Source organism: Arthrobacter oryzae, assembly GCF_031454875.1.
Classification (GTDB): domain Bacteria; phylum Actinomycetota; class Actinomycetes; order Actinomycetales; family Micrococcaceae; genus Arthrobacter; species Arthrobacter oryzae_D.
On record NZ_JAVDRQ010000002.1, the window covers coordinates 227855 to 250621 of the forward strand.

Here is a 22767-nt window from a genome sequence, read left to right on the forward strand (position 1 = left end):
GGCCCGATAAACGTCGAATGGCCGGTTGTGCCAGCCTACATCCGGCCGTATTTCGCCCTGATCAGGGCGAATACACCGTAGCTGATGAGCCCCGCGGCGATGGCCATCAGCAGGTAAGGGCCCGCCGGATGGTCCCGCAGCGCCTTCAGGCTTCCGTCCAGCCCGGTGGATTCGCCGGGCTGGTTCTGGGCGGCGGCCACGACAAAGAGCAGTCCCACCAGGTTCAAGGCGACCCCTTTGGCCGCATGGCCCGTGACGCCCAGCGCGCTGATGATCTTCCCGCGCCGCGTGCCCTCGAAATGGTGCAGCTCGTCCTTGAACTGTTTCCGGATGCCTTTGACGATGAAATAGATTCCGACGCCGATGACGGTCAGTCCCAGTGCGATCAGCGCCGGAACGCCGAACGGGCCCCGCATCAGGGCCGTGCTGAAGTCCTTGGTGGAGTCTCCGGAATCGCCGCGCATGCCCACGGCGAATCCGGCGAAGCTGAGCCCCACACTGCCGTAGGCCACAGCAAGGAATCCGGAGGAGATGAGCTTCCCGAGCCGCTGGCCGGCCGGGAGGCGGCGGGCCCGGAGCGTGGCTTCGCTGAGCTGCCACAGGGATAGTCCGACGCACCCCACCAGGCATGCCCACATGACCGCGGGGCCCCACGGATTCGCCGCAAGCTGCTCGATGGCCCCGGTGGGCTCGGCCTGCCCGGGCTCGCCCAGCGCCAACGCGACGGCGATCGCTCCGATCACAATGTGGATCAGGGCCATCACCGCGAAGCCTGAGCGCGCGACGACGTCCAGCGCCTTGGTGTTCGAGGCCGCCTCGGCCGCATCGGCAGCTTCGCCGAGGGCTGTGTCTTCATCCGTCATCGCGTTCGGGCTCCTCCGGCAGGCGTGCGGTCAGCCGTTCATGGGGCCTTCGGCGTGGATCTTCTCAGCGCCTGGGCCGACAAGTTTCACTGTGCAGCGGACGATGAGCTGGTCCGGTGTGGTGCTCAGGTCAGCCAGGGTGTCGTGGGGATTGATGACCGTGTAGGTTTCGGTCCCGGCTTCGACGTCGAACCCCCGGGAGGCGGCATCCTTCGTGGCGTTGGCCAGGGCGTCGCTGCGCAGTTCGTCCAAATACGCCTCGTCCTCGAACCGTGCGACGTCACCAAATGCCCAACCGAAAAGCGTTCCAGATCCATTCATATCGCTGATTTTACGCATCCTTCAGACTACCAAAATATTGATAAGTGTGCTTAGTATAGCGGGACATTCCGCACTGACGTTAGGAGAGATCACCATGGCAGGAAATCTTGTTGCACGGTCCATTCACGACCTAACCGCGGGGGCATGGTTCGGCGGTTCCCTCATGGGCGCCATAGGACTCAACGGGGCTGCGGCTGCGGCGAAGGACCCGGCGGAGCGCACCCGGCTCTCCAGCCTGGGTTGGAAGCGCTGGGCTCCGGTCCAGGCCGGTGCTTTTGCCGCCCACATCCTGTCGGGGCTGGCCATTACCTGGGAGAACAAGGGCCGGACCGCCACCCAGGAAGGCGTGGCCGGCCTCAACGTGTACAAAACGGCGGTCACTCTCACCGGCGCCGCAGTCACGTTGTATGCGGGCATTCTGGGGAGCAAGGTGGAAAAGCTCGCGGGCGAGGGTGCCGAAGGTGCAACCGAGCCCAAGCCCGGGGCTTCGGATGAGCTCAAAGCAGCCCAGAAGCAACTGAAAATCCTGCAGTGGGCCATCCCGGTGTTTGCGGGGTGGGTCATGGTGCTCGGTGCAAAGCACGGTGAAATGCAGCGGCCAAAGAACGTGATCCAGGGCCTGCTGCACCGCTCGAACTAGTCAGTCTCAGCCCGCCGGACACAAGCAGCCTGCCGGACAGAAGCGGCCCGGACCCCTTGAGGGTCCGGGCCGCTTCGTCTGGTGTTTTCCCCCGGGCGGGCTTGCCCGTGATTACGTCTTTGCGGTGTCCGCCGGCGGAAGATCCGGGTTCATGGGTTCCAGCTCCGGAGTTTCCGCCGTCCAGACCTGGATGACAGCCCAGATCACGGCGGCCAGAGGCACGGAAAGCACCGCACCAATAATGCCGGCAAGGATGGTCCCGGCAGTGAGTGCCATCAGAATGACCAACGCGTGCAGCTGGAGGGACTTGCCCATCACCACGGGCTGCAGGAGGTCACCCTCAAGCTGGTTCACGGCGATCACTACCGCCACCACGATCAGCGCCACCACAGGACCGTTGGCAACAAGTGCCACCAGGGCGGCCAGGATGCCTGCCACGGTGGCGCCCACCAGCGGGACGAAGGCTCCGAGGAAGACAATAATGGCCAGGGGGATGGCCAGGGGAACCTGCAGGATCAGCAGTGCGGCGCCAATCGCCACTGTGTCCACGAGCGCCACGATCGCGGTGCCGCGAACGTAGTCACCCAGCACCTGGATGGTGCGGGCTCCCGCGCGGCGCAGTTTGGCTTCGCGTGCGCCGGTGAACGGCCGAAGGAAGAAGTTCCAGATCTTGGCGCCGTCCTTGAGGAAGAAGAACAGGATCACCACCATCAGGCCGGTACCGGCCAGGAACTCGGTAACGACGGAGAGGCCGGTGATGGCGCCGGATCGCACCTGGCTGCTCGTGGCGAACTCAACAATCCCCGTCCTGGCCTGTTCGAGCTGCTCCCGATCCAACGGGAAGGGCCCGTTCAGGAGGAAGTTCTCCAGCTCGTCCAGACCGGAGGACGCCTGCGTCACCAGTTCGCCCCACTGGCTTCGGACGGAGGCGACAATGACGGTGGTCACTCCCGCGAGCACCACGAGCAGGGCCACGAACGCCAGGCCGGTTGCCACACCGCCGTGCATGCCGCGCCGGCGCAGGAGGTTCACGAAGGGCCCGATGGCCGCCGCGAGGATCAGTGCAATGAGCACGGGAATCACGAGGAGGCGGATCTGCAGGAGGGCGTAGACCGACACCACAACAACCGTGAGGACCAGCAGGATCTGGGCCGAGCGGGTGCCGACCCTGCCCAGGCCGTCCGCCCAGAGGTCCCGGCGTTTACCTTCCACGGTGACTTCGACTGATCTGGCCAAGGGTTACTCCAATTCGTCAGCGTGCTGTAACGGGAAGTCTGATCCGGCCGAAGCCGGGCGGGGAGCTCCCGAAAGCTAAGCCTACTGACTTGATGGGCCTAGCGCCTACACGCACCCGCTGACACGCACCCAGCAAGCCAGGCTACTCCCGGAGCCACTCCGCGCAGGAGTTCAGGTTCCGGTTGACGCTGTCCACGGCAGCGCTTTCATCGTGCGCCTCGATGGCCTCAACCAGCTTGCCATGCCCCTCGTCGGGGAGGCCGTTGAAGCCGCTGCGGCGGTGCTGCCGGAGCAGGTCGGCATGGAACACCGCGCCGAAGCTGACGTACAGCTCGTGCAGCAGCGGGTTCCCGGTGGCCTGCGCCACGAGCACGTGGAAGTCCCAGTCAGCCTGTGCCCAGGCAGGGTAGTCCTCGGAGTTCCAGGCGTCGCGCCGCTGGTCCAGGAGGGCCTTCATGGCCGTGATGTGCTCCGCTGTGGCGTTGCGGGCGGCCAGCCGGGCCGCCTGGGTGTCCAGGCCCAACCGGACTTCAAGGATGTGCTCCTGGGTGTGGTCCTGGTACATGCGCTGTGCCGCGCCGGAGATCTCGCTCGTCGCGCGGACGTACGTGCCGTCACCGCGGCGGACCTCCAGCATGCCGCCATGGGCCAGCGCCTTGATGGCCTCGCGCAGGGTGCCCCGCGAAACGCCCAGCGTGGCCATCAGCTCAGGCTCGGCAGGGATCTTCTGCTGCAGCGGCCATTCGCCGGAGTGGATCATCCGGCGGAGCTTGTCCGTGATTTCGTCGGCCAGTACAGGCCGGTTCGAGGCGGTGAGGGTCATGGACGCGTCCTTGCCGGGTTCTCTGTGCTTGGTTCTGTGACGGCGGCTGCCGGGCCCGCCGTTGCCGTCATTTTCCGGCCGGTCAGCAGGTGCGCCACCACGATCTGGGCCAGGGCAATGGCCAGCAGCAGGATCAGTGGAACCGTCCAGCCGCCGGTGGCGCTGTGCAGCAGGCCCATCCCAAACGGGCCCGCGGTGGCGAGCAGGTATCCCGCTGACTGGGCCAGGGTGGACATGGCCGTGGTTTCCGCCGTGGTGCGTCCGCTGCGGCTGATCATCACCATGACCAGCGGGAAGATGCCCAGGCCGAATCCCAGCAGGACGGCCGGGACGGTAGCCATCGTGGCAGGGAGGAGCATGAGGGCGGTCACGCCCAGGACCATGGTGACACTGACGAGGTAGAAGGCCGGCCGCAGCATCCGGGGCCGGGATCCGATGGCGATCAGCACCATGCCCGCCGGGACGGAGACCAGCTGCATCAGCCCGAACATCAGGCCGCTGTCCGTGGCGCTGAGCCCCATGGTGGTCAGCATGTACGGGAACCAGCTCAGCACGGCGTAGGCGAGGAGTGCCTGGAGGGTGAAGATGGCGGTGAGCAGCGCGCCCTTGCGGGTCCGCAGGAGCGGCCAGGGGGAAATGTGGCTGCCACGGCCGGGGGTTGCATTCCGGTGTGCGTGCAGGGCGACAGGCAGGAAGCCCAGGAAGGCGGCCACCGAGAGCAGGCCAATGGAGCCGAGCCCCGCCGACGCCGAACCCAGGCTTTGGGCGACGGGAACCACCAACACGGCCGTCACCGTGGCGCCTGTGGTCATGGTGACGGTATAGAGCGCCGTCATCAGGGACGTGCGGTCCGCATAGTGTTCACGGATGAAGGACGGCATGGCCACGTTGCAGACGGCGAGCCCGGACATCCCCACCACGGTTCCGGCCAGCAGCATGCCGGTGGACGGGATGCCGCGCACCAGGAGGCCGGCGGCCAGCATTCCCAATGCCAGCAGGATGGCCTTTTCGACGCCCACCCGGCGCGTCAGCCAGGACGTGGCTGCTCCGGCGACCGCGAAACACAGCGTGGGAATCGAGGGGATGACGGAGGCGACGAACGGCCCGTAGCCCAGGACCTCCTGGAGGTCGTGGAGGAGGGCGGACGCGCCGGTGATGCCGGCGCGGAGGTTGAGGCCGATCAGCACAATGGCAAAGATTCCGAGGACGACGACGGCGCGCGGCCGGCTCACCCCGACCCGTGCGGTGGGTGGGGCGTCAGTTCCGGGAAGTGCCGTCGTCGTGCTTGCCATACTTAAACATTAGACGTTAGACGTTTGATGTTTGTAAAGATGTGGCAAACATCTCCGGACGCGTCAGGCGGCTGGCCTTACCCCTGCTGCCGCTGACTCAGCCGCTGCACCGCCAGGGCCAGCCAGAGCTGCACGCGGTCCTGGGTCTGGGCGGGGTCGTAGCCGGTCAGTTCGGTGATCTGTGCGAGCCGGTACCGGACCGTGTTGCGGTGCAGCGTCAGCGCCTCGGCGACGGCGGCCACCGAGCCGTTGTTGTTCAGGTAGCTTTCCAGCGTGGTCATCAGCTCGGCCCCGTGCAGGGCGTCGAAGTTCCTGAGCGGGTTGAGGGATTCGTTCGCCATGTCCGCAAGCGGCACATCCTCGCTGGCCAGGAGCAGTGACGTCAGGCTGAGCCGCTCGGGCTCGTTGACGGGAAGGCCGTGGCTGGCCGCGTCACGGGCCTCGAAGTAGCTCCACCGCAGCCCGTTGGGTTTGGTGTAGGCGCCGCCGATGCCGATGGTGGCGTGGATCCCGGCCTCGGCCAGGTGGTCGCTGAGGCTTTTGGCCAGCACGCTGGCGCCGCTGCCGTCGTCCTGGACAACGATGATGAGGTCCTTGCCGACGACGGCGGTCACTCCGTGCTCCAGCGGCCGCGGCACCGAGGAGCTCACCAGCTGTTTCGGGTGCGCCGCGGACTCGGCGAGGAGGACCACGTTTTTCCGGGTGGTGTTGACGCCGATGCCCGCAAGGCGCCGGGACGCTTCGCTGGCCTCCAGGGTCCCGTGGATCACGTCCTCCAGGACCTGGCCGGACAGTGCCCGCTGGGCCTGCCGCTGCTTGACCATGTTGTTGAGCTCCACGCTGATCAGGTTCTGCGCGTACCCCACGATGCCGGAGTCCTCGAACGGCTGCCGGATCCACAGGGTGCAGGCGTCGCGCCGCCCGGTGGGGATCGGGTAGGACGCCCAGGTGTCCGCCGTGGGTGCCGGGTTGCCGGGCACGCTGTTGTACAGCTGCGCCGTGAACTGGGTCAGGACGATGTCCGTGCGGAGCATCGAGCCGAGGTTCTTGAGCAGCTCCGCGAGGCCGCCGCCGGTCAGCAGGGCCCGGGCCAGGATCTGGTGGCCCGCGATCAGCCTTTCCAGCTTGGAGTAGTGGTCCGCGGACTGGGCGTCCGCCACCAGCTTGGTGATCGCAATGAACGGCGTCTCGTAGGGCACCTCCACCACGGGAAGGCCCCAGCGGTTGGCCTCGGCAATCAGTGCGGGTGGAACGGCGTCATGCGTCAGCCCGATCCCGAAGCCGATGCCCACCGCGCCTGCCCGCTGCACCTGCCGCACAAAGCGGCGCTGTTCCGGCGCCGACTTCAGCCGCATGCCCGTGGTGAGCACCAGCTCGCCGCCGTTGAGGAAGCGCTGCGGGTCCTCCTGTTCGGTGACGGCAACCCACTGGATGTCCTGGTGCGAGGTGGTCTCCGCCAGGCCGGATTTGATGAGCTTGAGCGACTGGACGCCCAGCAGGGCCGCGAGGGAGATTGCCATGGATTCAGGATAGCCGTGCGCTGGTCAACCGCACTAAAGGGTTCCGGTGATGGTGTGCAGGTGGCTATTCCCTGTGTATCGGCCCTGGCATAGGCTCGTGAGCAGTCGCAACACTGTGCCGCTTGCAGAACCGGTCCAGAAACCAGCATGAAAGAGGTTGTACACCGTGGTCCAAACCTTGCAGAACTTCATCAACGGCGAGTTCGTCACGCCCGCCGGCACCGGACTGCTGGACATCGTGAATCCCACGAACGGGGAAGTGGTGGCGAAGTCGCCCATCTCCGTGCAGGCCGACGTCGACGCCGCCATGACGGCAGCCAACCAGGCGTTCAAGAGCTGGAAGAACGTCACCCCGGGCCAGCGCCAGCTCATGCTCCTCAAGCTCGCCGACGCTGTTGAGGCCAACAGCGACGAACTCGTTGAGGCCCAGCACCGCAACACGGGCCAGGTCCGCAGCCTGATCGCCTCCGAGGAAGTTGCCGCCGGCGCCGACCAGCTCCGCTTCTTCGCCGGTGCCGCCCGCATCCTCGAAGGCAAGTCCGCCGGCGAATACTTCGAAGGCCACACCTCCTACGTGCGCCGCGAACCCATTGGCGTCGTGGCACAGGTTGCTCCCTGGAACTACCCGTTCCTGATGGCCATCTGGAAGATCGGCCCCGCGCTCGCGGCAGGCAACACCGTGGTCCTCAAGCCGTCGGACACCACCCCGGAATCCACCCTGGTGCTGGCCAAGCTGGCCAAGGACATCTTCCCGGCCGGCGTCTTCAACGTCGTCCTGGGTACGGGTGAAACCGGCGCCATGATGGTGGACCACAAGGTTCCCGGCCTGGTCTCCATCACCGGTTCCGTCCGCGCCGGCATCGCCGTGGCCTCCGGCGCCGCGAAGGGCCTCAAGCGTGCCCACCTGGAGCTCGGCGGCAAGGCTCCGGCCATCGTGTTCAAGGACGCGGACATCAAGAAGAGCGCGGCCGCCATCGCCGAGTTCGCCTTCTTCAACGCCGGCCAGGACTGCACTGCCATCACGCGCGTGCTGGTTGAGGACTCGGTCCACGACGACGTCGTGGCGGCCATGGTGGAACACACCAAGACCCTGCACACCGGCTCGCAGAACGATGAGGACAACTACTTCGGTCCGCTCAACAACGTCAACCACTTCAACGCGGTGAACTCCGTAGTGGAGCACCTGCCGGAGAACTGCAGGATCGTCACCGGCGGCCACCGAGCCGGCGACAAGGGCTTCTTCTTCGAGCCCACCATCATCACCGGCGCCAAGCAGACCGACGACGTCGTCCAGAAGGAGACCTTCGGACCGGTCATCACCGTCCAGAAGTTCAACACCGAGGCCGAGGCCGTTGAGCTGGCCAACGACGTCGAGTACGCCCTGGCGTCCAGCGTCTGGACCACCGACCACGGCACGGCCATGCGCGTCAGCCGCGACCTGGACTTCGGCGCGGTGTGGATCAACACCCACATCCTGCTCACGGCCGAAATGCCCCACGGCGGGTTCAAGCAGTCCGGCTACGGCAAGGACCTCTCCATGTACGGCGTCGAGGACTACACGCGCATCAAGCACGTGATGTCTGCACTCGACGCCTGACCCCCGACGCCAGACCCCCCACGCCTCATCCCCAGCTGTCACGAAAGGCTTCTCCATGACCACCACCGCCCATGACATCACCTATCGTCTCGAGCAGAAGCGCCGCGTCCAGGCGGACTTCCCGGGCCCGAAGTCCGTCGCGCTGACCGAACGCCGCAAGGCTGTTGTGGCAGCCGGTGTCGCTTCCAGCGTCCCCGTCTTTGTTGCGGACGCCGACGGCGGCATCATCCACGACGTCGACGGCAACTCCTTCATTGACCTCGGCTCCGGCATCGCCGTGACCAGCGTCGGCGCGTCCGATCCCGCCGTCGTGGGCGCCGTGAAGGAAGCCGTGGAGCACTTCACACACACCTGCTTCATGGTCACCCCCTACGAGGGCTACGTGGCTGTCGCCGAGCAGCTGAACCGCCTCACCCCGGGCGATCACGAAAAGCGCACGGTGCTGTTCAACTCCGGCGCCGAAGCAGTGGAAAACGCCGTCAAGGTGGCCCGACTGGCCACCGGACGCGACGCCGTCGTCGCCTTTGACCACGCCTACCACGGCCGCACCAACCTGACCATGGCGCTGACCGCCAAGGCCATGCCGTACAAGACCAACTTCGGCCCGTTCGCGCCGGAGGTCTACCGCATGCCCATGAGCTACCCGTTCCGCGAGGAAAACCCCTCGATCACCGGTGCCGAGGCCGCCAAGCGCGCCATCACTATGATCGAAAAGCAGATCGGCGGAGAATCCGTCGCGGCAATCATCATCGAGCCGATCCAGGGCGAGGGCGGCTTCATCGTCCCGGCCGACGGCTTCCTGCCGGCACTCGCGGCCTGGGCCAAGGAAAAGGGCATCGTCTTCATCGCCGACGAGGTCCAGTCCGGTTTCTGCCGCACCGGCGAATGGTTCGCAGTCAACCACGAAGGTGTTGTCCCTGACATCATCACCATGGCCAAAGGCATCGCTGGCGGCATGCCGCTGTCCGCGATCACCGGCCGCGCCGACCTGCTCGACGCCGTCCACCCGGGCGGCCTGGGCGGCACCTACGGCGGCAACCCGGTTGCCTGCGCCGCTGCGCTTGCGTCCATCGGCTCCATGGAGCAGTACGACCTCAACGCCCGCGCCAAGCACATCGAGGAACTCGCCACCGGCCGGCTGCGCGAACTCGCAGCAGAGGTCTCCGTCATCGGCGACATCCGCGGACGCGGCGCCATGCTGGCGATCGAACTGGTGCAGGCCGGATCCAAGGAACCGAACCCGGAACTGACCAAGGCCGTTGCCGCTGCCTGCCTCAAGGACGGCGTCATCATCCTCACCTGCGGCACTTACGGCAACGTCATCCGCCTGCTGCCGCCGCTGGTCATCAGCGACGAACTGCTGCTGGACGGCCTCGAGGTGCTGGCCGCCGCCATCAAGGCGCACGCCTAACCGCGGTCCCGCCTGACCAAGACCGCCCTCACCAGGGCCTACCCACTGGGACTCCGCCCGGATGCCTGACCCAGGCAGCCGGGAGCCAACCGAGGAGCCGCGGACCGACCGTCCGCGGCTCTTCTGTTTAAGCGCCCGGGGTGGCTAGAGTCAGCACTACCACTGCAGGAACGCAGACCGGCCGACGTCGCCCGGGAACCCCGAGCGACGGCTGGACTCTGCCCCAGACCCAAGAGGGGTTCACCCATGCGATACGTTGTTGGCTACACACCGAACGAACGCGGCGCTGACGCCGTTGCCCTGGCGTCCGCGCTGGCCCGCGCGCAGGGCGCCCAGCTGGACCTCGTCTACGTGGTGAAAAAGGGTGTCCCGCATGCGGCCCAGGACGTCGGGCAGGACGCCGGCCATGTCGGCGCCGGTGAGCAGGCGGTGCTGGACGCACAGCGTGAAGGGCTGTCGCTGGTTCCCGAGGACGTGAGCGTGGAGTTCCACGTGCGCCAAGCCGAGTCATTCGCCGCGGGACTGATCGAGGCCGCCGTCGAATACCACGCCGGACTCATTGTGGTGGGTGCAGCGAGCAGCGGGCTGTTCAAGCGCCACACGGTGGGCAGCGTGGCCAACGCGCTCCTGCACGCGTCCCCGGTTCCGGTGGCGCTGGCTCCCCGCGGTTATCGCCGTACGGAGGCCGTCACGCGGCTGACCCTCGCGGTTGGCCAGCGGATGGGCGCAGACGCCGCGATCGACGTCGCCATCGCGGCTGCGCAGCGCCGCGGTGCACCGCTGCGCATGGTGTCCCTGGTGGAGCTCGACGCGGAAGGCGACAGCGGCGAGGTGGTGAATGCAGCGCACATCCACGCCAATACCGTGCTCACCGAAGCGTCGCATCGGCTTCCTGACGGCCACAACGTGAGCGTGGAAGTGGCACACGGCCGCACCATCGAGGAATGCATCGACGACCTCGAATGGGACGACGGCGAAATCATGATCGTGGGTTCGTCGCGCCTGGCGGAGAAAAACAAGCTGTTCATCGGCAGCACGGCCAACAAGGTGCTGCGTGCGCTGCCCGTGCCGATGGTGGTCATCCCGCGCGACTACGAGCGGGTGGACAGCCCGTAGCCGACCCCGCCCACGAGCGCGAACGTACACTTATGGCCCTCCCTGCGCGAACGGCATGAGCGCGAACGGGCAGATAATGCCCTCAAAAAGCGAAAAACAGGGCATTATCTGCCCGTTCGCGCGGGGGCTTGGGCCGTAAGTGCCCGTTCGCGCTTGCAGGGTGCAGGGGCCTGGGGGGCTTAAGTGTCCGCTCGGGCTTCCCGCAGCGCGCGCTTCCGGGCCACGGAACTCCTGCGCGCTGCGGCCAGCATGTCCACGGTCAGCACCAGCAGCGCCAGCCAGACCACACCGAAGCCGATCCAGCGGTCCAGGGTCATGGTTTCCTTGAACACCACCAGGGCAACGATGAACTGGAGCACCGGGGCAAAGTACTGCAGCAGGCCGATGGTGGTCATGGGCAGGCGGCGGGCTGAAGCGCCGAAGAACAGCAGCGGCACCGCCGTGATGATGCCGGACGCGACCAGGAGCCAGAAGTGCCCGGCGCCTTCCGTGCCGAGGGTGGCGGCTCCGCTGACTCCAAGGAAGATCATCGTGGCGGCCGCGAGGGGAGCGAGCACCACCGTCTCCACGGTCAGGCTGGTGATGGCATCGGCCTTAGGACCAATGCGCTTCTTCACGAACCCGTAGAGCCCGAAGCTGACCGCCAGGGTCAGCGCGATCCAGGGCAGTTTGCCGTACGAAACCGTCAGCACCACCACGGCAACAAAGCCGATCCCGACGGCGGCCCACTGGAGCGGACGCAGGGTTTCCTTCAGCACGAACACGCCCAGCAGCACAGACACGAGGGGGTTGATGAAGTAGCCCAAGGACGCCTCGACGGCCTGCCCGGTGGTGACGCCGTACGTGTAGGTCAGCCAGTTCACCGCGATGAGGGCCGCCGCGATGGACAGGGTGCCAAGGACGGCCCGGTTCCGGAACGCCGCCCCAAGCACGCGCCAGGAGCGGGTGATCGTGATCAGCAACGTGCAGAACAGCAGCGACCACACCACTCGGTTGGCCACGATTTCCACCGCGCCGGCGGGCTGCAGGGCGAAAAAGTACAGGGGCAGCAGCCCCCAGAGGCCGTAGGCGCCGATCCCGAAGAGGACGCCCGCCGTCGTGTCCTTGTCCACAGCCTTGGGGGCGCCAACTGCCTTAAGCACGACGCCGGGGCTTGCCGGCTTTGCGCCGGAAGCTCCGCCGGAAGCCGTGCCGGAGGCAGCGGAACCCGGGGTGGTCAGGGCTGGGGCGGTGGTTCCATCGGGTGTAGGCACACGATCAATAACACCGCCGCCGGGGGCGGTATTCCGCCAACAGGCCCGCGATTCCCGTGAAGCAGTTTCCGGGAGCGATTCTGCAGGGCCTTGCGGTAGTCAGTACGCTTACCAATATGAAGACGTATCGCGAGGCGGCCGGGTCATGAGGCTCCGCCACAGCAACGCCTCGGGTAAGGGCTACCGGCGCCTGGCCGCGGGCACCGGGTTCACCTACCGGGACCTGGACGGCTCCACACTGCCTCCGGGGCCGGTCCGGGAGCGGCTGGAGAGCATCGGCATACCGCCCGCCTGGACGGACGTGTGGATCGCGCCCTACGACAACGGGCACATCCAGGCCACGGGCCTCGACGCCATGGGCCGCCGGCAGTACATCTACCACCCGGCCTGGCGGGAAAAGAAGGACCGGCTGAAGTTCGATCGGGCCCTCCAGCTCGCCGAATCCCTCCCGACCGCACGCAGGCTTGTCACCATGGACCTGCGCAGTGACGGCATTTCACGCGAACGCGTCCTGGCGGCGGCCTTCAGGATGCTGGACAGCGGCTCGCTCCGGGTGGGGTCCGAGCGGTACACCAACGAGAACGGCAGCCACGGCTTGGCTACCCTGCTGTGCGCCCACGTAAAAGTGCGGCAGGAGTGCCTGTGTCTCAGTTTTCCCGCCAAGAGCGGCAAAAACTGGGAATCCGAGATCGACGACGCCGACCTCGCCGCCCTGGTCCGGGTGCTCAAGCGCAGGGGCGGCAACGCACGGCTGCTGGCGTACAGGAACGGGCGCACGTGGCATCCGGTGGGCAGCCCGGAGATCAACGAATACGTCAAGGAACGGACCGGAGCGGACTTCACCGCCAAGGACTTCCGCACCCTTCGGGGCACGGTCGCTGCCGCCGTCAGCCTGGCCCGGACCGGGCCGCAGAAGACAGAGGCCGCCAAAAAGCGGGCCATCAGCCTCGCAATGCAGGATGCCGCAGCGGTGCTGGGAAACACGCCGTCGATCGCCCGGAAAAGCTATGTTGATCCCCGGCTCCTGGACCATTTTTCCGCGGGGGAGACCATCGACCCCCGGCGGACGGACTCGGCCGAATCCGAACTTCGCGCGCTGCTGTACCGGGAGGGCGACGTCGTATCCATCAGCAGCTCCGCAGGGAAAGGGGGCTGACCAATTAGAATGGGGAACTGTGCGCTACGTGACGTGGCGCAGTTTCTCGTTTCAGAAGGGCTCCCGGTGTCCAACTCGGCCGAAACCACCCCCAAGCGTCCCCTCCGCGTCGCCATCGTCGGCGCAGGACCGGCCGGCGTCTACGCCGCGGACATCCTGACCAAGTCCAACGAGGTCAAGGGCGGCGACTTCGAGGTCAGCATCGACCTCTTCGAGGCCTATCCGGCGCCCTACGGCCTGATCCGTTACGGCGTTGCCCCGGACCACCCGCGGATCAAGGGCATCGTCAACGCCCTGCACAAAGTGCTGGACCGCGGCGACATCCGCTTCCTGGGCAACGTGACCTACGGCCGGGACCTGAAACTCCACGATTTCCGTGCCTTCTACGACGCCGTGATCTTCTCCACCGGGGCCATCAAAGACGCGGACCTGAACGTTCCGGGCGTTGAACTGGAGGGCTCCTTCGGCGGCGCCGACTTCGTGTCCTGGTACGACGGCCACCCGGACGTGCCTCGCGAATGGCCGCTGGACGCCAAGGAAATCGCGGTCATCGGCAACGGTAACGTGGCCCTGGACGTGGCCCGCATGCTGGTGAAGCACGCGGACGAGCTGCTCTCCACGGAAATTCCGGACAACGTCTACCAGGGTCTGAAAAACTCCCCGGTCACGGACGTTCACGTGTTCGGCCGGCGCGGACCGGCCCAGGTGAAGTTCACCCCGCTGGAACTGCGCGAACTGTCCCACGCCGAGGACGTGGACATTGTGCTCTACCCGGAGGACTTCGAATTCGATGAGGCCTCCGATGACGCCATCCGCAGCAACAACCAGATCAAGACCATGGTCAACACCATGACCAACTGGCTCGTGGAGGAGCACGCCGAGGCCGAAGTGCCCTCCTCGCGACGGCTGCACCTGCACTTCCTGCACAGCCCGGTGGAAATCTACGACGGCGCCGGCAACACTGCGGGCACCGGAAAGGTTGCGGGCATCAAGTTTGAACGGATGCAGCTGGACGGCACCGGACACGTTAAGGGCACGGGGGAGTTCATCGACTACCCCGTCCAGGCCGTCTACCGCGCCATCGGATACCACGGATCCCCGCTGGACGAACTGGAATACGACGCCAAGGCCGGCGTGATCCCCAACGAGGGCGGCCGGGTGCTGGATGCGGACGGGAACCCCGTCCCCGGAATCTACGCCACGGGCTGGATCAAGCGCGGTCCGGTGGGGCTCATCGGGCACACCAAAGGCGACGCCCTGGAAACCATCGGCTGCCTGCTGGAGGACCGGCTGACGTTGCCGCCGGCGCAGAACCCGGACCCGCACGCCATCATCGCCCTGCTGGAGGAGCGCGGCGTCGAGTACACCACGTGGGAGGGCTGGAACAGGCTCGATGCGCACGAAGCAGCCCTCGGGAAGGCGTGGACCGAAGCCGAGGCGGAAACCGGCGTCGTCCGCGAACGCATCAAGGTTGTGCCGCGCGAGGAAATGATCCGGATCTCCCGCAGCTCCGAGGGCTAACCCTAGGACGGGCTTGCTGCATGGCAATAGACTGAGCAGACCTATCCAGCACGGCATGCCGTCACGCCTGGCACACCGTTGTGCCGGCAGGAGAGTTCGATGACGAAAACTAATAAGCCGGCAGTTCCGGGCACCGCAGGCAGCAGCGACGCCGCGGCGCTGCTCCAGCGCCATGCCCTGGCGGGCCACGAGCTGCTCGAAGCGACCGCCTTCGGCCCTGCCGGCGGACTGGGCTCCGCGGGCAGCGCCGGCCCTGCCGGCAGCGTGCGCCTGCCCGGACTGCGGAGCCTGGTGGAGGAATCCTGGCAGCGGTCGGTCCAGTTCCGGGCCAACCCGGACAACCCCGAAGCACCCCTGGCCCTGGACGGGGAGGAGCTGGAGGACTACCGCCGGCAGCATCCGCTGGCCACGATCATGCCTGTCATCCACAAACTCCTGGTCCTGCCCAGCCACGACAGCGGCCTGCTGGTAGCCGTGGGCGACGAAGTGGGCCGGCTCCTCTGGGTAGAGGGCAACTCCGCCGTGCAGCGCCGCGCCGAAGGCATGATGTTCGTGGCCGGCGCCGACTGGTCCGAGGCGAGCGTCGGCACCAGCGCCCCCGGCACGGCACTCGCCCTGGGCCGCAGCATCCAGATTTCCGGCGCCGAACACTACAAACGCTCAGTCCACCCGTGGAGCTGCACCGCCGTGCCGTTCCACGACCCCGACTCCGGCGCCCTGTTGGGCGTAGTGGACATCACGGGCACCGAAACCGCAGTCGCGCCGCACACGCTGTCCCTCGTCGAAGCCACGGTGGCTGCCGCGCAGGCGCAGTTGCGCGTGGAGCGGCTCCAGCTGGCAGCCGCCCGCCAGGCGGCGCCCGTACGACGGCGGACGGCGTCTTCCGCTGCCCGCCGGGCCGACGGCCCCGGTTCCGGCGCGGAAGGGAGCCTGTACCGCAACAGCCTCCAGCTCCTGGGGCGGGACCAGGCACTGCTCAGCATCGAAGGCCGCACCGTGGCACTCTCCGCCCGGCACAGCGAAATCCTGGCACTGCTCAGCGTCCACCCCAGCGGGCTCAGCGCGGAGGAACTCTGCACCCTCCTCTACCCGGGCGACGGCTCCTCCATGACCCTCCGGCCGGAGATGGTGCGCCTGCGCAAGGTCCTGCAGCAGCTGAGCCCCGAAGCCGTCCCCGAATCGCGCCCCTACCGGCTCCCCATGGACCTGATGCCGGATTCCAGCCAGGTGCTGAACTGCCTGCAGCGCGGGGCGCACCGCATCGCCCTGGAAATCTACCGCGGCGCGGTGCTGCCGCGCTCGGAAGCGCCGGGCATCATCGATCTCCGGGACCGCGTGTCCTCGCTGCTCCGCGAAGCCGTGCTCACCGACGGCAGCGCCGATGCGCTGCTGAAATATGCGGAACTGCCGGAAGCGAAGGACGACGTCGGCGTCCGCACCGCCGCGCTCAAGCTCCTGCCGCCCCGCTCGCCCAAGCGGGCCGCCGTCGTCGCCGATCTTGAACGGCTGGAAACCGAGCTCAGCGCCTGACCCCAGACTGTGAGCTAACTCACCTGGTTGCAACCTGACTGCAACCTCCCCGCTCCTACGCTGAATGTAACGGCGGCCGCCAGCACAGGCCGCTAATCATCTTGCACAGCAAAGGAGCTAGCAATGACTGTCTACGCACAGCCCGGCACCGAAGGTTCGAAGGTCACGTTCAAGGACCGCTACGAGAACTGGATCGGCGGCGAATGGGTTGCCCCCGTCAAGGGCCAGTACTTCGAGAACATCACCCCGGTCACCGGCAAGGCATTCTGCGAGGTGGCCCGCGGCACCGCCGAGGACATCGAACTGGCACTGGACGCCGCACACAAGATCGCGCCCTCCTGGGGCAAGACCTCCGTCGCCGAGCGCGCCGCCATCCTCAACAGGATCGCCGACCTCATCGACGAAAACCTCGAGATGCTCGCCGTCGCCGAGTCGTGGGACAACGGCAAGCCGATCCGTGAAACCCTCAATGCGGACATCCCGCTCGCGGCGGACCACTTCCGCTACTTCGCCTCTGCCGTCCGCGCCCAGGAAGGCCGCCTTTCACAGCTCGACGACGACACCACGGCCTACCACTACCACGAGCCCCTCGGCGTCGTGGGCCAGATCATCCCGTGGAACTTCCCCATCCTGATGGCCGTCTGGAAGCTCGCCCCGGCGCTGGCCGCCGGCAACGCCGTGGTCCTCAAGCCCGCCGAGCAGACGCCGTCGTCCATCCTGGTCCTGATTGAACTCATCGGCGACCTGCTGCCGGCCGGCGTGCTCAACATCGTCAACGGCTTCGGCGTGGAGGCCGGCAAGCCGCTGGCCTCCAGCCCGCGGATCCGCAAGATCGCCTTCACCGGCGAGACCTCCACCGGGCGCCTGATCAGCCAGTACGCCAGCCAGAACCTGATCCCGGTCACGCTGGAGCTCGGCGGCAAGAGCCCCAACATCTTCTTCAACGATGTTGCCGAGTCCAACGACGCGTTCTACGACAAGGCGCAGGAAGGCTTTACACTCTTCGCGTTCAACCAGGGCGAGGTCTGCACGTGCCCGTCCCGCGCCCTCGTCCAGGAAGACATCTACGATTCGTTCATGGCCGATGCCGTGGCCCGTGTGGAGAAGATCATCCAGGGCAACCCGCTGGACACCGACACCCAGCTCGGCGCACAGGCCTCCAATGACCAGCTGGAAAAGATCCTCTCCTACATCGACATCGGCAAGCAGGAAGGGGCCAAGGTGCTCACCGGCGGCGCCCGCGCCGAACTGCCCGGGGACCTGGCCGGCGGCTACTACGTCCAGCCCACCATCTTCGAAGGCCACAACAAGATGCGGATCTTCCAGGAGGAGATCTTCGGCCCGGTGGTTTCGGTAACGCGGTTCAGCGACTACAACGACGCCATGGGCATCGCCAACGACACCCTCTACGGCCTCGGCGCCGGCGTCTGGTCCCGCAACGGCAATGTCGCGTACCGTGCCGGCCGCGAGATCCAGGCAGGCCGTGTGTGGGTCAACAACTACCACGCCTACCCGGCCGGCGCCGCGTTCGGCGGGTACAAGTCCTCCGGCATCGGACGTGAAAACCACTCCATGATGCTGGATCACTACCAGCAGACCAAGAACCTCCTGGTCAGCTACAACGAGAACAAGCTCGGCTTCTTCTAAGCCACCACGTCCACCGCACCAACGCTCCAACAACGCAAGGATTTCGCCAATGACGACGACAATGCAAGCAGCAGTAGTAACCGAGTTCGGCAAGGATCTTCAGATCCAGACCCTCCCTATTCCGGCCCCGGGCCGGGGCGAGGCGCTGGTCAAGGTCATCACCACCGGTGTCTGCCACACCGACCTCCACGCGGCGGAGGGTGACTGGCCTGTCAAGCCGACACCGCCGTTCATCCCCGGCCATGAAGGCGTCGGCGAAGTGGTTGCCCTCGGCGAGGGCGTGACTGACCTGGCCGTCGGAGACCTCGTGGGCAACGCCTGGCTCTGGTCCGCCTGTGGCGACTGCCAGTACTGCCGGACCGGCTGGGAAACCCTGTGTGAGGTGCAGAAGAACGCCGGTTACAGCGTCGACGGTTCCTTCGGGCAGTACATGATCGTGGATACACGCTTTGCCGCGCGCATCCCGGCGGGCTCTGACCCCGTTGAGGTCGCCCCGGTGCTTTGCGCCGGCGTCACGGTCTACAAGGGCCTGAAGATGACCGAAGCCAAGCCCGGACAGTGGGTCACCATTTCCGGGATCGGCGGCCTCGGGCACATCGCCGTCCAGTACGCGGTGGCGATGGGCCTGCGGGTTGCAGCCGTGGACATCGCGGACGACAAACTTGCCCTGGCCAAGAAGCACGGCGCGGAGCTCACCGTCAACGCGCTGCACGAAGATCCCGCGGAAGTCATCCAGCGCGAAACCGGAGGTTGCCATGGAGTCCTGGTCACTGCAGTGCACCCGTCAGCTTTCGGGCAGGCGATCGGCATGGCCCGCAGGGGTGGCACGATCGTGTTCAACGGCCTCCCGCCGGGCGACTTCCCGGCGCCGATCTTCGAGATTGTGCTCAAGGGCCTGACGGTCCGCGGCTCGATCGTGGGAACCCGGCAGGACCTGGAGGAAGCCCTGGACTTCTACGCCCAGGGCAAGATCCACCCCACCGTGTCCACCCGTGAGCTCTCTGAGGTCAACGCCGTTCTTGACGAGATGAAGCACGCCAAGATCGACGGCCGCGTCGTCATCAAGTACTGATGATGGAGGCGAGGCTAGACGCGGCAGTGACGCTGCCCGGGGAGGACATCTCCCGCGTGGCGCTAACGCCCGAGGCCGTGGGACTGCTCAGGAAGCTGTGGGGCCAGCACGGGCCCCTCATGTTCCACCAGTCCGGCGGCTGCTGCGACGGCTCCTCGCCCATGTGTTATCCGGCGGGCGAGTTCATCACGGCGGAGGCGGACGTCCTCCTGGGGCTGTTCGACATCGCCGACGGCGTGCAGCCGCAGCCCCTCGAGTTCTGGATGTCCAGGGAGCAGTTCAGCTACTGGAGCCACACACATCTGACCGTGGACGTGGTCCAGGGCCGGGGGAGCGGCTTCTCTGTTGAGTCGCCGGAAGGCAAGCGGTTCCTGATCCGGTCAACGCTGATGGACTGGCCGGCCTGAGCCACCCATTCCACTGGCGCGAACGAACAGTTGGGGCCCTTCGTGAGGAGGGCCCCAACTGTTCGTTCGCGCCCGATCCGCCCCGCATCCGCACTCCCAGCCGTCTCACGATCTGAGATAAATATGACCGTCCACTGGATGGACACTACTCTTGATAAGTCTGTTTCCAACAAGCTATCGAGATTGTGGACTTTCCTATGAACCTTTTCCGGACGAAATCCATTGAGCAGTCGATCGCCGACGCCGATGAACCCGGACGCAAACTGAAGCGTTCCCTGAGCACGTGGGATCTGATGATCATGGGTGTCGCCGTCGCTGTCGGCGCCGGGATCTTCTCCGTCGGAGCCAAGGCCGCCGCCAACTTCTCCGGCCCCGCGGTGACGGTCTCCTTCGCCATCGCGGCAGTCACCTGCGCCCTGGCCATCATGTGCTACGCCGAATTTGCCACGGCCATCCCGGTGGCGGGCTCCGCCTACGTCTTCACGTACGCCACCATGGGCGAGCTGCTGGCCTGGATCATCGGCTGGAACCTCATCCTTGAGCTGTTCACCGCCGCCGCCGTGATTGCCAAGTATTGGGGTATCTACCTCAGCAAGGTCTTCGCGCTCATGGGCGCGGACATTCCCCCGGCCATCTCGCTCGGCGGAATCGACCTGTACTGGGGCGCCTTCCTGATCGTGGCCGTATTCACCGTGCTGCTGGTACTGGGAACAAAGCTCTCCGCCCGCGTGGGCAACATCTTCACCCTGATCAAGATCGCCGTGGTCCTGTTCGTCATCGTGGTGGGGTTCACCTACGTGAAGTTCGAGAACTATGCGCCGTTCGTTCCCGCTTCCGAGCCCACCGCCGCCTCGGGCGCTGCCGACGTACTCAAGCAGTCCTTCTTCGGATTCCTCACCGGAGCCGTTCCCGCGCAGTACGGCACGCTGGGCATCTTTGCCGGCGCGGCGCTGGTCTTCTTCGCCTTCATCGGATTCGACGTCGTGGCCACCTCAGCCGAAGAGGTCAAGAACCCGCAGAAAACGCTGCCGCGCGGCATCTTCGGTGGCCTCGCCATCGTCACGGTCCTCTACATCCTCGTGTCATTGGCCCTGACCGGCATGGTGTCCTACACCCAGTTGGCTGAGGCCGAGAACCCCACCCTCACCACGGCCTTCGAAGCCGTGGGGAACACCGACGCCGCCAAGGTCATCGCATTCGGCTCCCTGGTGGGCCTCACCACGGTGATCATGGTGCTGCTTATGGGCCTGTCCCGCGTGGTCCTGGCCATGAGCCGCGACGGCCTGCTGCCGCGCTCGCTGTCCAAGACCAGCACCATCCGTGCGACGCCGGTCCGCCTCCAGATCATCTGCGGCGCCGCGGTTGCCGTGGTGGCCGGCCTGACCAACGTGGACCTGCTCGAGGAAATGATCAACATCGGCACGCTGTCCGCCTTCGTGATGGTGAGCCTGGGCATCCTGGTCCTGCGGAAGAAGCGCCCGGACCTGAAGCCGGCCTTCCGTGTGCCGTTCGGCAAGGTGCTCCCCGTGGTCTCCGCACTCCTGTGCCTCTACCTGATGACAAACCTCGCGGTGGAGACGTGGATCTTCTTCGCCATCTGGCTGGTCATCGGCGTGGTCATCTACTTCTCCTACGGCCAGCGGCACTCCCGGCTCAACGAGAAGTTCGCCGAAGCCAAGGCCGCCGTCAATGGCGCCCGGCAGGCGGAGCAGACAGTAGAGGACAAGGGCACCCCGGACGACGAGGACGAGGGCGCGCTCACCCGCAGCTGACCTCCCCCCCGTCCGCACGCCGCTGCGCCCGGACTCTGCTCTGGCCATGACTCCATAAGATGGAGCCATGGCCAGAGCTGTTAAACCGGAGCGCAAGGCGGAGCTGCTGTCCGCAATTCAGGACTACCTGATGGACAAGACCCTGGCCGAGCTCACGTTCCGGAGCCTGGCGGACGGCCTGGGCATCAGCCCCTACGTGCTGGTGTATCACTTCGGCAACCGGGAACAGCTGGTCAACGAGATCATCCGCTCCATCGAATCCAGGCTGGACAGCATGCGCACCACGGACGTGCGCGACATCGACCAGGACGCCTGGCGGTCCTACCTGATGGAATCCTGGCGCTGGACCATGGCCGAGCGGAACCGACACCTGGCCAGGCTTGAGTTCGAGGCCACGGCACAGGACATCGTGGCGGCCACACCCCGCGGAACGGCGCAGGACCACTTCCGCATGCTTCACGAAAAAGCCCGCGACTGGCTGGTGGTGCAGGGCATCCGGCCGGAGTTCGCGGACACCGACGCACGCCTTTTCACGTCCACGTTCTACGGACTCCAGTTCGATTTTGTGGTGATGAACCAGCCTGAGGAAGCGACGAAGGCCTTCGAACTGATGGTGTCCGTGTTCTTTTCGAACCTCGAGCACCGCCTGGCCACAGACGGCCAGCACGTCTGACCCCGCAGGGGTACCCTGCCATTGGGCGCGGGAGCCCTGCGGTAAGGCGCCGGGCACCCTGCTGCAAGGCGTAGGGCACGCCGCTGCAGGGCGCTTCGCCCTACGGCGAAGCATGGCGTCCCATCCACTCGACGAGCGGCCGCAGCTGCTCCCAGAGCCGGCCAACTTCCTGCGCGGCAGCCGGCGTGGACAGCCATTCGGGTTCGCCCAGCTCCCTGCCGGCGGAAAGGGACTTGTATTTGAGGAGCTCCGCCCTGGGATGCTCACGAGGGAAGCCCCGCGGAACGGTCTTGAGCCGTTCTCCCTCGACTGTGAATCCGGCGTCGGTGAGCCGGTGGACTATGTGCTGCAGGGCTTCCCCGGTCCCGGTGGCATCCACGGAATTCCGGAAGCGGGCAAGCTGGGCGGGCGAGCTCGAATGGCAGCCGGCACCCACCAGCAGGCCGTCAGCACTCAGCTGCACGTAGTAGCCCACGCCTTCCTGGAAGGACGCGACCGCTCCCTGGGCCGTTTTGTACGGGGACTTGTCCTGGGAGAAGCGGACGTCCCGGTTGGGCCGGAAGATCTTTGCGGGCCCGAACCTCGGCTCCAGCTCTGCCAGCAGGGCAGTCAGCGGTTCCCGGACGAGTGCCTCGTATCGGGCCTTATGCTCCAGCCACCAGTCCCGGTTGTTGTTCTCCTCAAGGTCGGCGTAGAAGCCGGAGGCACCGGCGGGGACGCCGTCGAATGTGTTCATGTAGGGAGCCTAGGTCCGGCTCGCCATGCGGGCCAGAGGCTGCGCAGCGTATGTGGAAAGCCGCCCATGTGGAACGCCGCGTATGTGGATACAGGTGCAGAACGCAGAACACCCCCGCCGCGGAGAGAATCCGCGGCGGGGGTGTTTCGTATCAAAGGCAGTCAGGCACCGTTAGGTGCCG

Annotated in this window: 20 protein-coding genes; 12 read left to right on the top strand and 8 right to left on the bottom strand. The window is 66.3% G+C overall.

Annotated elements, in window-relative coordinates:
- Nucleotides 1-35: 35 nt before the first annotated feature.
- Both J2805_RS04265 and J2805_RS04270 read right to left on the bottom strand, forming a co-directional pair.
- The gene (locus J2805_RS04265) at nt 36-863 is read right to left on the bottom strand and encodes a DUF1206 domain-containing protein (protein WP_309969704.1); all 828 of its coding nucleotides are present in this window, start codon (nt 861-863) and stop codon (nt 36-38) included.
- 30 nt (nt 864-893) lie between these two features.
- Complete coding sequence (locus tag J2805_RS04270) at nt 894-1184, bottom strand: hypothetical protein (protein ID WP_309969707.1); 291 nt, start codon at nt 1182-1184, stop codon at nt 894-896.
- Nucleotides 1185-1278: 94 nt separating this feature from the next.
- Between J2805_RS04270 and J2805_RS04275 the strand changes: the two genes are divergently transcribed.
- The gene (locus J2805_RS04275; protein WP_309969711.1) at nt 1279-1824 is read left to right on the top strand and encodes a hypothetical protein; all 546 of its coding nucleotides are present in this window, start codon (nt 1279-1281) and stop codon (nt 1822-1824) included.
- 111 nt (nt 1825-1935) lie between these two features.
- Here the strand turns inward: J2805_RS04275 and J2805_RS04280 are convergent, their stop codons facing one another.
- The 4 genes from J2805_RS04280 to J2805_RS04295 form a co-directional block, all read right to left on the bottom strand.
- Nucleotides 1936-3060 carry an AI-2E family transporter gene (locus tag J2805_RS04280; protein WP_309969713.1) on the bottom strand — a complete coding sequence of 375 codons (1125 nt, stop codon included), beginning with the start codon at nt 3058-3060 and terminating at the stop codon, nt 1936-1938.
- A gap of 142 nt (nt 3061-3202) precedes the next feature.
- Nucleotides 3203-3883, bottom strand: coding sequence for a FadR/GntR family transcriptional regulator (locus J2805_RS04285; RefSeq protein ID WP_309969715.1), 681 nt, complete (start codon nt 3881-3883; stop codon nt 3203-3205).
- Entirely contained in the window at nt 3880-5175 is a 1296-nt protein-coding gene (locus J2805_RS04290) for an MFS transporter (RefSeq protein ID WP_309969719.1), read from the bottom strand. The genes J2805_RS04285 and J2805_RS04290 overlap by 4 nt, the downstream gene beginning before the upstream one ends.
- A 77-nt stretch (nt 5176-5252) precedes the next feature.
- Nucleotides 5253-6695 carry a PucR family transcriptional regulator gene (locus J2805_RS04295; protein ID WP_309969723.1) on the bottom strand — a complete coding sequence of 481 codons (1443 nt, stop codon included), beginning with the start codon at nt 6693-6695 and terminating at the stop codon, nt 5253-5255.
- A 166-nt stretch (nt 6696-6861) separates the two neighbouring features.
- On the opposite strand from J2805_RS04295, the gene J2805_RS04300 reads away from it, so the two are divergent.
- From J2805_RS04300 to J2805_RS04310, 3 genes are all read left to right on the top strand, one after another.
- The gene (locus J2805_RS04300) at nt 6862-8292 is read left to right on the top strand and encodes a gamma-aminobutyraldehyde dehydrogenase (protein WP_309969727.1); all 1431 of its coding nucleotides are present in this window, start codon (nt 6862-6864) and stop codon (nt 8290-8292) included.
- Nucleotides 8293-8347: 55 nt separating this feature from the next.
- On the top strand, nt 8348-9703 hold the full coding sequence (gene gabT / locus J2805_RS04305; RefSeq protein ID WP_309969729.1) for a 4-aminobutyrate--2-oxoglutarate transaminase: 1356 nt from the start codon (nt 8348-8350) through the stop codon (nt 9701-9703).
- Between the two features lie 246 nt (nt 9704-9949).
- Nucleotides 9950-10819 (top strand): universal stress protein, encoded by an 870-nt coding sequence (locus tag J2805_RS04310; RefSeq protein WP_309969733.1) that lies wholly within the window; start codon nt 9950-9952, stop codon nt 10817-10819.
- A gap of 179 nt (nt 10820-10998) precedes the next feature.
- Here the strand turns inward: J2805_RS04310 and rarD are convergent, their stop codons facing one another.
- Entirely contained in the window at nt 10999-12081 is a 1083-nt protein-coding gene (rarD, locus tag J2805_RS04315) for an EamA family transporter RarD (protein WP_396134233.1), read from the bottom strand.
- A gap of 136 nt (nt 12082-12217) precedes the next feature.
- On the opposite strand from rarD, the gene J2805_RS04320 reads away from it, so the two are divergent.
- The 8 genes from J2805_RS04320 (at nt 12218) to J2805_RS04355 (ending at nt 21850) form a co-directional block, all read left to right on the top strand.
- Complete coding sequence (locus J2805_RS04320; RefSeq protein WP_309969739.1) at nt 12218-13228, top strand: DNA topoisomerase IB; 1011 nt, start codon at nt 12218-12220, stop codon at nt 13226-13228.
- Nucleotides 13229-13294: 66 nt separating this feature from the next.
- Complete coding sequence (locus J2805_RS04325; protein ID WP_309969742.1) at nt 13295-14749, top strand: FAD-dependent oxidoreductase; 1455 nt, start codon at nt 13295-13297, stop codon at nt 14747-14749.
- Nucleotides 14750-14848: 99 nt separating this feature from the next.
- Nucleotides 14849-16279, top strand: a complete 1431-nt coding sequence (locus J2805_RS04330; protein WP_309969745.1) for a GAF domain-containing protein — start codon at nt 14849-14851, stop codon at nt 16277-16279.
- 123 nt (nt 16280-16402) lie between these two features.
- A complete protein-coding gene (gene exaC / locus J2805_RS04335; protein ID WP_309969748.1) occupies nt 16403-17926 on the top strand; it encodes an acetaldehyde dehydrogenase ExaC in 1524 nt (507 codons plus the stop codon).
- Between the two features lie 49 nt (nt 17927-17975).
- Nucleotides 17976-18998, top strand: coding sequence for an alcohol dehydrogenase AdhP (adhP, locus tag J2805_RS04340; RefSeq protein WP_309969752.1), 1023 nt, complete (start codon nt 17976-17978; stop codon nt 18996-18998).
- A complete protein-coding gene (locus J2805_RS04345) occupies nt 18998-19405 on the top strand; it encodes a DUF779 domain-containing protein (RefSeq protein ID WP_309969755.1) in 408 nt (135 codons plus the stop codon). Before adhP ends, J2805_RS04345 begins: the two co-directional genes overlap by 1 nt.
- 197 nt (nt 19406-19602) lie before the next feature.
- Nucleotides 19603-21177 (top strand): amino acid permease, encoded by a 1575-nt coding sequence (locus J2805_RS04350; protein ID WP_309969758.1) that lies wholly within the window; start codon nt 19603-19605, stop codon nt 21175-21177.
- A gap of 67 nt (nt 21178-21244) precedes the next feature.
- On the top strand, nt 21245-21850 hold the full coding sequence (locus tag J2805_RS04355) for a TetR/AcrR family transcriptional regulator (RefSeq protein ID WP_309969760.1): 606 nt from the start codon (nt 21245-21247) through the stop codon (nt 21848-21850).
- A gap of 100 nt (nt 21851-21950) precedes the next feature.
- On the opposite strand, the gene J2805_RS04360 is transcribed toward J2805_RS04355, so the two are convergent.
- Complete coding sequence (locus tag J2805_RS04360) at nt 21951-22586, bottom strand: DUF2461 domain-containing protein (RefSeq protein ID WP_309969764.1); 636 nt, start codon at nt 22584-22586, stop codon at nt 21951-21953.
- Nucleotides 22587-22767: the final 181 nt, after the last annotated feature.

Excerpts from the sequence above, each read along its gene's own strand:
- J2805_RS04265 (WP_309969704.1), bottom strand. The coding sequence starts at position 863 with ATGACGGATGAAGACACAGCCCTCGGCGAAGCTGCCGATGCGGCCGAG.
- J2805_RS04270 (WP_309969707.1), bottom strand. The coding sequence starts at position 1,184 with ATGAATGGATCTGGAACGCTTTTCGGTTGGGCATTTGGTGACGTCGCA.
- J2805_RS04275 (WP_309969711.1), top strand. The coding sequence starts at position 1,279 with ATGGCAGGAAATCTTGTTGCACGGTCCATTCACGACCTAACCGCGGGG.
- J2805_RS04285 (WP_309969715.1), bottom strand. The coding sequence starts at position 3,883 with ATGACCCTCACCGCCTCGAACCGGCCTGTACTGGCCGACGAAATCACG.
- J2805_RS04290 (WP_309969719.1), bottom strand. The coding sequence starts at position 5,175 with ATGGCAAGCACGACGACGGCACTTCCCGGAACTGACGCCCCACCCACC.
- J2805_RS04295 (WP_309969723.1), bottom strand. The coding sequence starts at position 6,695 with ATGGCAATCTCCCTCGCGGCCCTGCTGGGCGTCCAGTCGCTCAAGCTC.
- gabT (WP_309969729.1), top strand. The coding sequence starts at position 8,348 with ATGACCACCACCGCCCATGACATCACCTATCGTCTCGAGCAGAAGCGC.
- J2805_RS04310 (WP_309969733.1), top strand. The coding sequence starts at position 9,950 with ATGCGATACGTTGTTGGCTACACACCGAACGAACGCGGCGCTGACGCC.
- J2805_RS04320 (WP_309969739.1), top strand. The coding sequence starts at position 12,218 with ATGAGGCTCCGCCACAGCAACGCCTCGGGTAAGGGCTACCGGCGCCTG.
- J2805_RS04330 (WP_309969745.1), top strand. The coding sequence starts at position 14,849 with ATGACGAAAACTAATAAGCCGGCAGTTCCGGGCACCGCAGGCAGCAGC.
- exaC (WP_309969748.1), top strand. The coding sequence starts at position 16,403 with ATGACTGTCTACGCACAGCCCGGCACCGAAGGTTCGAAGGTCACGTTC.
- adhP (WP_309969752.1), top strand. The coding sequence starts at position 17,976 with ATGACGACGACAATGCAAGCAGCAGTAGTAACCGAGTTCGGCAAGGAT.
- J2805_RS04345 (WP_309969755.1), top strand. The coding sequence starts at position 18,998 with ATGATGGAGGCGAGGCTAGACGCGGCAGTGACGCTGCCCGGGGAGGAC.
- J2805_RS04350 (WP_309969758.1), top strand. The coding sequence starts at position 19,603 with ATGAACCTTTTCCGGACGAAATCCATTGAGCAGTCGATCGCCGACGCC.
- J2805_RS04355 (WP_309969760.1), top strand. The coding sequence starts at position 21,245 with ATGGCCAGAGCTGTTAAACCGGAGCGCAAGGCGGAGCTGCTGTCCGCA.
- J2805_RS04360 (WP_309969764.1), bottom strand. The coding sequence starts at position 22,586 with ATGAACACATTCGACGGCGTCCCCGCCGGTGCCTCCGGCTTCTACGCC.